General features: G+C 64.4%; 9 protein-coding genes. 7 read left to right on the forward strand and 2 right to left on the reverse strand.

The genetic code is table 11. From position 1 onward, the window contains the following. Positions 1-80 precede the first annotated feature (80 nt). From CKO27_RS18925 to CKO27_RS18945, 5 genes are all read left to right on the forward strand, one after another. Positions 81-1,508: a DEAD/DEAH box helicase family protein gene (locus CKO27_RS18925; protein ID WP_242470996.1), complete on the forward strand. Its 1,428-nt coding sequence runs from the start codon at positions 81-83 to the stop codon at positions 1,506-1,508. Beyond that, on the forward strand, positions 1,495-1,884 hold the full coding sequence (locus tag CKO27_RS18930; RefSeq protein WP_200376485.1) for a hypothetical protein: 390 nt from the start codon (positions 1,495-1,497) through the stop codon (positions 1,882-1,884). The genes CKO27_RS18925 and CKO27_RS18930 overlap by 14 nt, the downstream gene beginning before the upstream one ends. A gap of 195 nt (positions 1,885-2,079) precedes the next feature. Next, the gene (locus tag CKO27_RS18935; RefSeq protein WP_200376486.1) at positions 2,080-3,849 is read left to right on the forward strand and encodes an SLC13 family permease; all 1,770 of its coding nucleotides are present in this window, start codon (positions 2,080-2,082) and stop codon (positions 3,847-3,849) included. 240 nt (positions 3,850-4,089) lie between these two features. After that, positions 4,090-5,181, forward strand: a complete 1,092-nt coding sequence (gene apbC / locus CKO27_RS18940) for an iron-sulfur cluster carrier protein ApbC (RefSeq protein WP_200376487.1) — start codon at positions 4,090-4,092, stop codon at positions 5,179-5,181. A gap of 621 nt (positions 5,182-5,802) precedes the next feature. Continuing rightward, positions 5,803-8,040, forward strand: coding sequence for a methyl-accepting chemotaxis protein (locus CKO27_RS18945; protein WP_200376488.1), 2,238 nt, complete (start codon positions 5,803-5,805; stop codon positions 8,038-8,040). Between the two features lie 38 nt (positions 8,041-8,078). Here the strand turns inward: CKO27_RS18945 and msrA are convergent, their stop codons facing one another. Then, on the reverse strand, positions 8,079-9,302 hold the full coding sequence (gene msrA / locus CKO27_RS18950) for a peptide-methionine (S)-S-oxide reductase MsrA (RefSeq protein WP_242470997.1): 1,224 nt from the start codon (positions 9,300-9,302) through the stop codon (positions 8,079-8,081). Positions 9,303-9,552: 250 nt separating this feature from the next. Between msrA and CKO27_RS18955 the strand changes: the two genes are divergently transcribed. Further along, positions 9,553-10,608 (forward strand): thioredoxin family protein, encoded by a 1,056-nt coding sequence (locus tag CKO27_RS18955; protein WP_242470998.1) that lies wholly within the window; start codon positions 9,553-9,555, stop codon positions 10,606-10,608. Between the two features lie 116 nt (positions 10,609-10,724). Here CKO27_RS18955 and CKO27_RS18960 read toward each other — a convergent pair whose 3' ends face one another. Further along, the gene (locus CKO27_RS18960; RefSeq protein ID WP_200376490.1) at positions 10,725-10,988 is read right to left on the reverse strand and encodes a nitrogen fixation protein NifZ; all 264 of its coding nucleotides are present in this window, start codon (positions 10,986-10,988) and stop codon (positions 10,725-10,727) included. A 232-nt stretch (positions 10,989-11,220) separates the two neighbouring features. Between CKO27_RS18960 and nifU the strand changes: the two genes are divergently transcribed. After that, positions 11,221-12,120, forward strand: coding sequence for a Fe-S cluster assembly protein NifU (nifU, locus tag CKO27_RS18965; RefSeq protein WP_200376491.1), 900 nt, complete (start codon positions 11,221-11,223; stop codon positions 12,118-12,120). The last annotated feature ends 64 nt before the right edge of the window (positions 12,121-12,184 follow it).

Below are 12,184 nucleotides of genomic sequence, written 5' to 3' on the forward strand. Positions count from 1 at the left end.
GATCGTAACGGCGGCAACCAAGGCCCACGGTCGTAAGTTTCACCCAACTTGACGCGCGCCTTGCTACGCGCCCTGGCGTTATGAACCTACTCCACGAACGGATCGCGACCCGCGTCGAGGCGTGGCGCTCACAGGGCTACCCGTGCGCGGATTATCCCGCCATCGCCGAAATCCTCGGCCATGCCGTCGACGATGAGCGAACCGGCCATCTGCGCTACCTGCGCAAGGCCCAATTCCGCGCGCTGGAAGTCTATTGGTATCTCCGGCTGATCGAGGGCACGTCGAAGATCCCGGATCTGTACGCGCGCTGTTTCCCCAAGAAAGCGGAACGTCGCGAGGCGCTCGGACTCTCGGCCAAGGCATTCGAGGATGCCGACTACGATTTCGACACCCTATTCGCGCGCATCCGCACCGATAACGCCTTCGTCCGCGCCAATCATCTGGAAAGTCTGCGCGAGACCCTGACGCTCGATTACCCCTCCTACATCCTGGCCCTGGCGATGGGCGCCGGGAAAACCATCCTGATCGGCGCCATCGTCGCGACCGAATTCGCCATGGCGCAGGAATATCCGGACGGACCCTTCGTGCAAAACGCCCTGATCTTCGCCCCAGGGAAAACGATCATCGAGTCGTTGCGCGAAATCTCGGACATCCCGTTTGGCAAGCTCCTGCCGCCCCGTTTCGAGAAGCTGTTTACCGCCAGTCTGAAACTGACCTTCACGCGCGATGGCGACAAGGAACTGTCCGGCGTGATCGACGGCAGCGCCTATAACCTGATCGTCACCAACACCGAAAAGATCCGCATCCAGAAACCGACCGCGCGCGGCAACGGGCAGCAATTCCGGCTGTTGGCCAATACCAAGGCGGAAGAGGCCGAGGAAATCGCCAATCTGCGGCTGCAAAAGATCGCTAGCCTGCCCCATCTGGCGGTGTTCTCCGACGAGGCCCACCACACCTATGGGCAGAAGCTGTTGGGCAAATGGGAGAAAGACCCCGCCAGCGGCGAGCCGGTTTTCAAGGAACAGGGCATCAAGAAGGTGCGCCGCACGGTGGATTATCTCGCCCAGGAAACCAACCTGGTGGTGGTCGTGAATACCACTGGCACGCCCTATTTCGAGCGGCAACCCCTGCGTGATGTCGTGGTCTGGTACGGGCTCGGGGAAGGCATCCAGGATGGCGTGCTGAAGGAGGTCGCCGGCAACATCAAGGTTTTCAGCCTGGACGATGAGCACGGCTCTCTATTGGTTTCCAAGATCGTGGCCGATTTCATCGACACCTATTGGGAGACGCGACTTCCGGACGGCTCGCCGGCCCGCCTGGCGCTCTATTTTCCGACCGTCGCGGCCCGTGATGAACTGCGGACCGCCATCGAATCCACGCTCGCCCAACGCGCCATTGCTCCAGCGGTGTTGCTGGCGGTGGATGCCAAGTCAGCGGAGTCGGTCAAGGCCGAGTTCTACCGTCTGGCCCATGATCCGAGCGCGCAACATCGAATTGCGCACCGATAAGAAATACGGCGGCATCATCCGGCACGAGCCAGCGAGCGCCGAGGTCTCGATCCAGCGGCAGAGCACACCTGGCGGGGACGCGCTGACGGTCGATATTCTGGATGTCATGTCACCGAGCATCGTCGCGCGGCTTAATCTGGACACCTCGCTGTTCCGCGCCCAGATCCCGGACTGGCGCGCGGTGGTGGATTGCGTCCTGATCGACACGGCGTACAACGGCGAGGTCTTCAATGTCTGCCTCTCGGATGTGCCGGAACGCAAACAGGACTTCGTTCAGGGCCGCTATGAACTGCCGGCTCCGCCGACGGGAAATACCGTTGCCGTGAAGATCGTCGACATGCTTGGCGAGGAAATTTTCGTGGCGGTCGCGGTTTGAGGGCTGGGGCTTGGTTTTGGGAGGGCATCGACAAACCCTTGACGGCCGCCCCTGAATGACGGCGATGGCCGGAGTCATGATCGAAGCCGGAGATCCTGATCCGACCCCACCGCGGGTCAATTCTTTCACATCAATCATCCGGACCAACGCGCGGACCGGCTAGGGTCCGCCGAGCAACTATTCATAGGAGATGACATGACTTGGGAAGCCTGGTTCGCCGTCGCGGTGGTGATGCTGGTGATCGGCTCGCTCGCGCTGACGAAGATCGGCGCCGATGTGGTTCTGGTCGGTGGCGTGACCTTGCTGTTGCTCACCGGGGTGCTCACTCCGGCGGAGGCCCTGGTCGGGCTGTCCAACGAGGGCATGGTCACGGTCGGCGTGCTCTACGTGGTCGCCGCCGGTCTGCGCGAGACGGGGGCGATCTCCTGGCTGGTGCAGGGTGTCCTGGGGCGGCCGAGGAGCCTGGCTCGCGCGCAATTTCGGATGATGGCGCCCGTTCTGGGCATGAGTGCCTTCCTCAACAACACGCCCGTCGTCGCCATGTTCATGCCGGCGGTGAACGAGTGGGCGCACCGCAACCGGCTGCCGATCTCCAAGCTGCTGATCCCGCTCAGTTACGCGGCCATTCTCGGCGGCACCTGCACGCTCATCGGTACCAGTACCAATCTGGTGGTGAACGGCCTGATGCTTGAACAGGGCGGGATGGCGGGCTTTGGGATGTTCGAGATCGCCTGGGTGGGGCTGCCTTGCGCGCTCGTCGGCATGATCTATCTCATGTCGTTGGGACGCTGGCTGCTGCCGGACCGCCGACCCGTGATGAGCGATCTGGACGACCCGAGGGAATACACCGTCGAGATGTCGGTGGAGTCGAGCAGCCCGCTGGTCGGCAAGACGATCGAGGTCGCCGGCCTGCGCCATCTGCCGGGCATGTATCTGCTCGAAATCGAACGCGACGACGAGATCCTGCCCGCCATCGCGCCTCATCAGCGACTCCAGGCGGGGGACCGGCTGGTCTTCGTCGGCGTGGTGGACTCGGTGGTCGACTTGCAGCGTTTTCGCGGGCTGGTGCCGGCCAGCGATCAGGTCTTCAAGCTCGACGTGCCGCGACCGGAACGTAGTCTGATGGAGGCGGTGGTTTCGGACAGTTGTCCCATGGTCGGCAAGAGCATCCGCGAGGGAAGGTTTCGCAGCCGCTACAACGCCGCCGTCATCGCGGTGGGCCGCAACGGCGAGCGCATTGGACGCAAGATCGGCGACATCGTGCTGCGCCCTGGCGATACCCTGCTGATGGAGGCCGATCCCAGCTTCGCCGAACGTCAGCACAACTCGCGCGATTTCTTCCTGGTCAGCCAGGTTCCGGACTCCCATCCGCTGCGCCAGGACCGGGCCTTGATCGCCATCGCGATTTTGATCGGCATGGTGCTGGCCGTGACCCTGGAGTGGTTGCCGATGCTCCAGGCCGCGATGGCCGCCACCGGGCTGATGCTGGTCACGCGCTGCATCAACAGCGGCGTCGCGCGAACCGCCGTGGATTGGAAGGTGCTCATCGCCATCGCGGCCTCCTTCGCCCTGGGTCTGGCCCTGGAGAAGACTGGCGCGGCGCGCTTCATCGCCGGCAACCTGGTCGCGCTCGCCCAGGGCGATCCCTGGGTGACGCTCGCCGTAGTCTATCTGGTCACCATGGTCTTCACCGAGCTGATCACCAACAATGCCGCCGCCGTGCTCATGTTTCCGATCGCCCTGTCCACCAGTCAGGCGCTCGGTGTCGATTTCACACCCTTCGCGATCGCCATCATGATGGCCGCCTCGGCGAGCTTCTCGACGCCGATCGGCTACCAGACCAACCTCATGGTTTACGGCCCCGGCGGCTACCGGTTCACCGATTTCTTCCGGGTCGGCATTCCGCTCAATCTGCTGGTGGCGACCGTCACCATCTCGCTCGCCCCGCTGGTCTGGAGCTTCTGAGGTGCCTTATCCTTCGCGGCTCACCGCGACCTATCCGGCCGAGCGCCTCGCCGGCCGCCGACGGCGCGCGCTCCAGCCCGTGTTACAGTGCGGAAATCAGGGTTGAATTAGCATTCACTAATACCAAGTTTGCAGCGACCCCAAGAGGCTTCGCCTGGATTCGTCAAGGCCCAGCGAAACCATACGAACATTCTGGCGATCCGGCTTGGCCGGGCGCCGCCACAGTCAACGGAGTACCTCATGTCTCAGCCCACCAAAGACGCCATCGAAGCCGCCATCAAGGAGTACAGGGAGCCGCATCTCGGGCGCGACTTGGTCGCGGCGCACGCCATCAAGGACATCGCGATCGAGGGCGACCAGGTGCGGATCAAGGTCTCGCTCGGCTTTCCCGCCAAGGGCGTCCAGCAAATCATCGCGGACGCGGTGAAGGAAAAGGTCATGGCCGTCGCCGGCGTCGGCGCGGTCGAGGTCGATGTGAGCTGGGAGATCAAGGCGCACTCGGTCCAGAAATCCCTGAAGCCGATCGACAACGTCAAGAACATCATTGCCGTGGCCTCGGGCAAGGGCGGCGTCGGTAAGTCCACCACCGCCGTCAATCTGGCCCTGGCGCTTTCGGCCGAGGGCGCGCGGGTCGGCATCCTGGACGCGGATATCTATGGCCCGTCGCAGCCGCGGATGCTCGGCATCACCGGTAAGCCGGAGTCGATCGACGGCAAGACCCTGGAGCCGATGAACAGCTACCACCTCCAGGCCATGTCGATCGGTTTCCTGATCGACGAAGAAACCCCCATGATCTGGCGCGGCCCCATGGTCACCCAAGCGCTGGAGCAGTTGCTCAACGACACCAACTGGTCGGATCTGGATTATCTGGTCATCGACCTGCCGCCGGGCACCGGCGACACCCAGTTGACGCTGGCGCAGAAGGTGCCGGTCTCCGGGGCGATCATCGTCACCACGCCCCAGGACATCGCCCTGCTGGACGCGCGCAAGGGACTCAAGATGTTCCAGAAGGTGGAGGTGCCGGTGCTTGGCATCGTCGAGAACATGAGCATCCACATCTGTTCCAAGTGCGGACACGAGGAACACATCTTCGGCTCCGGCGGCGGTCAGAACATGTCCGATCAATACGGGGTGGATCTGCTGGGATCGCTGCCGCTCGAACTCCATATCCGCGAGGAGACCGACTCCGGAAAGCCCACCGTCGTCGCCCAGCCGGAGTCGCGCGCCACCGAGATCTATCGCGAGATCGCCCGCAAGACCGCCGCCAAGCTCTCGCTCCAGGCCAAGGACTATGCCTCCAAATTCCCGCGCATCGTGATCCAGAATAACTGACCGAGCCGAGTCGGACCGAGCGCCGCGACGGACCTCGTCGCGGCGCTCGGTCCGCGATCCCAGTGTCCACGGCCCCCATCTATACTCAGGAGTGCTTTTTCCCTCGCATTCCGAGGTCGACCTCATGTCGAGCAAGCTCATCAAACCTATCCTGGGCTGTCGCGATCTCGACCAGCTCAAGACCTGGCTGCTCGACTGAGATTTGAGGTCGTGTCAGGCCGTCAGCGGGTGCGACCAACCGTAATGCGCACCGGCCAGTCGACCCGCTTGAGCCAGTCCACCCCTGCCAGCACAAATACAATCCGCATAGCATCGACTAACTGACGGAATGGCCAGTCCTTCCAACCGGGGCGGCGTCCCAACGTGGCGAGGTAGGCGTCCACATTCCCCGACCAATCGCTGGTTGTCGTTTGACGGGCTAGGGTGCGGTTCAGTGCGATCAGCCGACGCTCGCATAACCGATGCCTGGCGTGAATGGGGTGAGCGGGAGCGAATCCCAGCGTCACCGTCGGCGTCAGGCTGGCTAGTCGGATTCCAGCGGTCTTCCGCCAGGATGGATACACCGACGCGGGTTACGCCCGCTCTTCATGCATGCCCTTCGACACGGAACAGGTGGACGACATGACAGTGAAACAACGTTTGACGCTTCTGATCGCGAGTGCCGGAATCGGCCTGTTGCTGGTCGCCGCTATCGGCGTGACGCAAATCGGACGGGTCTACACGGCCGCTAACTTCGCGAATGTCAATACGGTGCCGGCCTTGACGGCGCTGAACGGCTTCTCCGCAAGCGTCAGTGACATGCGGCTTCGCATCGTTCGGCACGTCTTCTTCGCCGACGAGGCGACCCGGATGGCCGAGGTCGACAAATCCGTCGCGGCGGCCTCGGAAGCGGCCCAAACCGCGCTGAGGATCTATGAGGGCACGATCGTCGACGATGAGGGCAGACGACGCTTCGCCGAGATCTCGGAGCAGTTCCAGGCGTTCCAGTCCGCGTCAACGCCGGTGCTGGAGGAATCACGCGCCAACCGCAAGGATCGGGCGCGCGGACTCATGCTCGGGCTCGACGCGGCGGGCAAGACACTCGGAGACTCGATCGACGATTTCGTCCAGTTCAACATCGCGCTCGGGGAGCAGAGCGCCGCCGAGGCCCAGCGCATCAATCGCTCGGCGACGTTCCTCATGGTGTCCATCTCGGCGCTCTCGATCCTGCTGACGATCGCCATCGGGCTGTGGATTCTCAGGCGTCTGCTGCGCGAGCTGGGCGGGGAGCCGGCCTACGCGGCGGAGATCGCCAACCGGATGTCGGCCGGGGAGCTGATCGAGATCGAGCTCAGGGCCGGGGATACCCAGAGTCTGCTCGCCGCCATGAAAAGCCTGGTGGAGACCTTCAAGCGCTTCGTGGCCGCCCAGCGGGAGAACGCTGCCCAACACGAGTTGGGGATGATCGATCACCAGATCCCGACCGCCGAGCTGCGCGGCGTCTACGGCCAAATGGCCGAATCCATCAACAGCCTGGTGCGCTCTCACATCGAGGTCAAGATGCGCGTGGTCGAGGTCGTGGGGCGTTACGCGCAGGGCGATCTCTCCGTGGACATGGACCGCCTGCCTGGCCAGAAGGCGAAGATCACCACGGCCATCGACGGCGTCAAGGCCAGCCTCCAGGCGGTGAACGCCCAGATCAAGGGGCTGGTCGAGGCGGCCGTGGCGGGCGACTTCAAGGCCCGCGGCGAGGCCGAGCGCTTCCAGTACGAGTTCCGCGAGATGGTCGAGGGGCTCAACCGGCTCATGGGCATCAGCGACACCGGCCTAGGCGAGGTCTCGCGCATCCTGGAGGCACTGGCCAAGGGCGATCTGACGCAGCGGATGGAAGGCGACTATCAGGGCACCTTCGCCAGGTTGCGCGACGACGCCAACGCCACGGTGGAGCGACTGCGCGAGGTCGTCGGACAGATCCGGGAGGCCTCCGAGGAGATCGACCAGGCGGCCAGCGAAATCGCCGCCGGCAACCAGGATCTCTCCAGCCGCACCGAGGAGCAGGCGAGCAGCCTGGAAGAGACCGCCAGCGCCATGGAAGAGCAGAGTACCGCGGTCAAGCAGAATGCCGAGAACGCCCGTCTGGCCAACGAGCAGGCACGACGTTCCAACGAGACCATCGACCGTGGCGGCGAGGCGGTCCGGCGGGTCGTCGCCACCATGGACGAGATCCAGGAGAGTTCCGGCAAGATCGCCGACATCATCAGCGTGATCGACGGCATCGCCTTCCAGACCAACATCCTGGCGCTCAATGCCGCGGTCGAGGCGGCGCGCGCCGGCGAACAGGGGCGCGGCTTCGCGGTGGTCGCGGCGGAGGTGCGGACACTGGCCCAGCGCAGCGCCACGGCGGCGAAGGAGATCAAGGGCCTGATCGGCGACTCCGCGCTCAAGGTGGAGTCGGGGGTGAAGCTCGCCGACGCCGCCTCAAGCGCCATCGAGGAGGCCGTGGATCTCTCGCGCCAAGTGACCACGCTGATCACCGAGATCAGCCAGGCGAGCCACGAGCAGAGCACGGGGATCGATCAGGTGGCGCAGGCCGTCGGCCAGATGGATCAGATCACCCAGCAGAATGCGGCCCTCGTCGAAGAGGCGGCCGCGGCGGCGGAGAGTCTGGGCGAACAGACCCAGGGGCTGGTCCGCGCGGTCAGCCGGTTCCGGTTGGCGGGGGAGGCCCGGCCATCGTCGACCGCCGCGCGCGATCGCCCGACGGCGAGCCTGATCCAGGCCAAGTCCCGGCCGAGCCAGGCCCGGACGCCCAAGTCCTTGGCTCGGCCGGTCACCACCACGGCGCTGGCCAAGGTAGAAGAGGACTGGGCGGAGTTCTGATCGCGCCTGGTCGCGGGGATCCGCGCCATCGGGCGCGATCAATCCGGGTCCGGCACGAAGCTCAGCACGTCGCCGTTGATGCAGTAGCGCTTGCCGGAGGGCGGCGGGCCGTCGTCGAACACATGCCCCAAGTGGATGCCGGAGCTGGTGCTGCGGACCTCGACCCGACGCATGCCGTGCGAGTTGTCCTCGTGCAGGCTGATGGCGCCCTCGATCGGATTGAAGAAGCTCGGCCAGCCGGTTCCGCTGTTGAATTTGGTGTCGCTGCGAAACAGTGGCGCGCCGGTGATGGGATCGACGAAGACGCCGGGGCGTTTCTCGTCCAGGTGCGAGCCGCTGAACGCCGGCTCGGTACCCTGCTCGAAGGCGATCCGCCGTTGCTCGGGGGTGAGAACCTGGAACCCCAACCACTTCCAGAAGCGGTCCTGGTCGCCCTTGTAGCCGGTGTAACGGGAAACCTCCCGGCCCTGCTCGAACAGCACGATGGTCGGTGTCGCGAACAGGGCCTTCTCCAGCGTCCAGCCCTCGGGCGGATTGGGATCGAGCGTGGCCAGGATGGGCACCTCGGACGCCCAACCGTCCAGCACCTCCGCGCGGAAGCGTTTGCAGAAGGGACAGTCCTCCGCCTCGAAGACGATCAACTGCCGATCCAGGTGCAACTGATCCGCCGCCAGCGGCGGCGGCGCGGCCTTGGCTACCCCGCCCGGAAAGACCACGCCGGTGCCGCCCAGACCGCAATAGCCGTCCGGGTTCTTGGCCAGATAATCCTGGTGATCCTCCTCGGCGCGGTTGTAGTGGCGCAGCGGCGCGATCTCGGTGGTGATCCGGCCGCGACCGGCCTCGGTCAGCGCCTGTTGATAGGCCGCGCGGGTGCTGATCGCCAGCGTCCGTTGCGCCTCGCTGGTGGTGTAGATGGCGCTGCGGTAATTGGTGCCGGCATCGTTGCCCTGACGATCGCCCTGCGTGGGGTCGTGGTTCTCCCAGAATTTCTTGAGGACGGTCTCCAGGCTCACCCGCTCGGGGTCGAAGCGGACCTTGATGACCTCCGCGTGATTGCGCTCATCGGTCTTGCCGCGCTTGATCGACCGCTCCAGATTCAGCACATCCTGGTAGCTCACGCTCGCGGCATCCCCGCCCGCGTAGCCGGACTCGACATTAAGCACGCCCGGGATCTCGGACATGCGCTTCTCCGCGCCCCAGAAACAGCCCATGCCCAGCACGATGGACTCGCCACCGGCAACACCGATCAGTGGAATCGCCATCAGCAAGCCCCCGATTAACATCCGCCTGATTGAAACCATGCCCAGACTCCGCGTTTTTCAATGAGATTCAACTCCAGCTAGGACCAACCCAGGCGCGAAATCGTTTCACGGCTGGCGTGAAATCCTCGCCCATCGAGCGGCCGGGGACCGTCCGGACGGATCCAGCCGCGCGCCGAACATTGCTATCATCGAACGGCTTGTGTTCCCGTCCCGGAAGAATAACCAGCCATCCCGAAGGAGGATCCACGCCATGCCCAACGCCCATCCCTTGGTCATCGCCCTAATGACCGGCGCCCTATTGAGCCTTCCAGTCCTGGCCCAGGAATCGGCCGTTACCCCGCCCGCCGTCCAAGGCACGCCGGGTCGGGTCATCGGCGGCAAGATGTCCAGCCACCCCGACTGGTTCAAGGAGAGTTTTCTCGACATCACCGAGGATGTAAAAGAGGCATCCGAGACCGGCAAGCATCTGATTCTGATCATGGAGATGAACGGCTGCCCCTACTGCGCCAAGATGATCGAGGAGAATTTCAAGACGGTGCCCTACCGCGATTTCATTCAGGAGAAATTCGACGTCATCGCGCTGAACGTTCACGGCGACCGCGAGGTGGCGATCGATGCCGATACCTCGATGACCGAGAAGGCGCTCGCCGGGCATCTCGGCGTGACCTACACGCCGACCCTGCTCTTTCTGAACGCGGCCAACGAGCCGGTGGCGCGCGTCAATGGTTATCGCAATGTCGCGGACTTCAAGCGAGTGCTGGACTATGTCGCCGCCAAGGCTTACGAGGAGCGAACGCTGGCGGAGTTTCTCGCCGCCGAGCCGGTCGAGGGCCGATACGCTTTCCGCGCGGACTCACGGATCCAGGTCATCGACGACCTGAGCGGGGTCACCGACAAGCCGCTCGCGATCCTCTTCGAGGACGCGGCCTGCACCGCCTGCGACGCCCTGCATGACGGACACCTGGCCGACCCGAAGGTCGACGCGGCGCTGAAGGACTTGGTGCTGACGCGCCTCGATGCCCGCTCCGACGCGCCCATCACGGCCCCCGATGGCTCCAAGACCACGGCCAGACAACTCGCCGAGGATCTGGGCATCGGCTACCGGCCGACCCTGGTGCTCTACGATCAGGGCCGGGAGATCGCGCGGATCGAGAGCCAGCTCTACCGCTATCACTTCATCGGACTCCTGGAGTACGTCGGCCAGCGGCACTATCGGAAGTATCCGGACAGCCCCTTCGACTACATCAACGCCAAGACCGCCGAGCTGACGGCCGCCGGCAAGGATGTCTCCATCGCCGACGACTGAGCCCAGGGCGCGTCGGCGCCTGACCCGAGCGAGGCTCGGCCAGCCGACGAATGAACAGGATCGACAGGGCCAGGCGAGGCCCCGGCGCGCCTCGGCGACTCCTGTCGACCCTGTCCTTACTCCTGCCCGTCCGCGCCGACACTCAGCTCTTCCGCCCAGCAACCCGTCGGCGGACCCAGCACCAGCCCCTCGCCCTCGAATCGCACCAGATAAAGCTCCCGCTCCGGATCCTCCTCCAGATGACCGATCTTGACGATGACGCCGCGCGTCCCCTTGGCGGCGATCAGGGCGTTCTCGGGGATGTCCGGGATGCCGCCGTCGTTGAACAGATCGATCGCGGCATGGACCAGATCGCCGGGGTTCAGTTGAGATAACTCCATCACACACTCCGATTGTCGGGTTTATCACCAGACCGCCCGCTTCGTCCTGTGTCAGAGATGACAAAACGCCCGGCCGATGGTTGAAAATTATCAAGGCATCCAGGTTATGGCTGGATCGCACTCGCTGGCACAGTGTTTGCTGAAACAACCACATCGAATTTAGCAAGACTCAAGCCATGCGCCGGCGTCATCACCGTGCGCACACGCCAAACGACGCTGCTGGAGACACGCCATGTGGGAGTATTCGGAAAAGGTTCAGGAACATTTTTTCAGCCCCCGTAATGCCGGGGCCGTTCCGGACGCCAACGCGGTCGGTGATATCGGATCCCTGTCCTGCGGGGACGCGCTGCGTCTGACCCTCAGGGTCGATCCCGAGACCGAGGTCATCCTCGCCGCCGGCTTCCAGACCTTCGGCTGCGGCTCGGCCATCGCCTCCAGCTCCGCCCTGACCGAGATCATCCAGGGTATGACGCTCGATCAGGCGCTCACGGTCAGCAATCAGGACATCGCCGATTATCTCGACGGCCTGCCGCCCGAGAAGATGCATTGTTCCGTGATGGGTCGCGAGGCGCTGCAAGCCGCCGTCGCCAACTATCGTGGCGAGGAGTGGAAGGACGACCACGAGGAAGGCGGTCTGGTCTGCAAGTGCTTCGCGGTCGACTCCAAACTGGTCGAGAACACCATCCGCGCCAACGGCCTGACGACGGTGGAAGAGGTTGTGAACTACACCAAGGCCGGCGGCGGCTGCTCGGCCTGTCACGAAGGCGTCGAGGAGATCCTGACCCGCGTGCTCGCCGAATCCGGCCAGACCTTCGACGCGACCGCCCAGGCGGCTCCCCAGCCAACCGCCAAGCCCGGCAAGCTGACCAACCTGGAGCGCATCCGCCGGATCGAGAGCGCGATCGAGTCGGTGCGGCCCAACCTGCAACGCGATCATGGCGACGTGGAACTGATCGACGTCGACGGCAAGAACGTCTATGTCAAGATGCGCGGCGCCTGCGTGGGCTGTCAAATGGCCTCGGTCACGCTCGAAGGCATTCAGGAACGCATCATCGACGAACTTGGCGAATTCGTGCGGGTGCTGCCCTCCGAGGCCATGCCCAGGACGTCGTCCGAACGCGCCTACGGTTGAACGTCGGGAATGGGCGGCGCGCCCGCCCCGTTTCGGGACGCCCCCCGAAGCGCTAGGCCGCGGA

The sequence above is a fragment of the Thiocystis violacea genome, assembly GCF_016583575.1.
Taxonomy (GTDB): domain Bacteria; phylum Pseudomonadota; class Gammaproteobacteria; order Chromatiales; family Chromatiaceae; genus Thiocystis; species Thiocystis violacea.

What these genes read in the sequence shown, in the direction of transcription:
- CKO27_RS18925 (WP_242470996.1), top strand. Translation starts at nt 81, where the DNA reads ATGAACCTACTCCACGAACGGATCGCGACCCGCGTCGAGGCGTGGCGC.
- CKO27_RS18935 (WP_200376486.1), top strand. Translation starts at nt 2,080, where the DNA reads ATGACTTGGGAAGCCTGGTTCGCCGTCGCGGTGGTGATGCTGGTGATC.
- apbC (WP_200376487.1), top strand. Translation starts at nt 4,090, where the DNA reads ATGTCTCAGCCCACCAAAGACGCCATCGAAGCCGCCATCAAGGAGTAC.
- CKO27_RS18945 (WP_200376488.1), top strand. Translation starts at nt 5,803, where the DNA reads ATGACAGTGAAACAACGTTTGACGCTTCTGATCGCGAGTGCCGGAATC.
- msrA (WP_242470997.1), bottom strand. Translation starts at nt 9,302, where the DNA reads ATGGCGATTCCACTGATCGGTGTTGCCGGTGGCGAGTCCATCGTGCTG.
- CKO27_RS18955 (WP_242470998.1), top strand. Translation starts at nt 9,553, where the DNA reads ATGCCCAACGCCCATCCCTTGGTCATCGCCCTAATGACCGGCGCCCTA.
- CKO27_RS18960 (WP_200376490.1), bottom strand. Translation starts at nt 10,988, where the DNA reads ATGGAGTTATCTCAACTGAACCCCGGCGATCTGGTCCATGCCGCGATC.
- nifU (WP_200376491.1), top strand. Translation starts at nt 11,221, where the DNA reads ATGTGGGAGTATTCGGAAAAGGTTCAGGAACATTTTTTCAGCCCCCGT.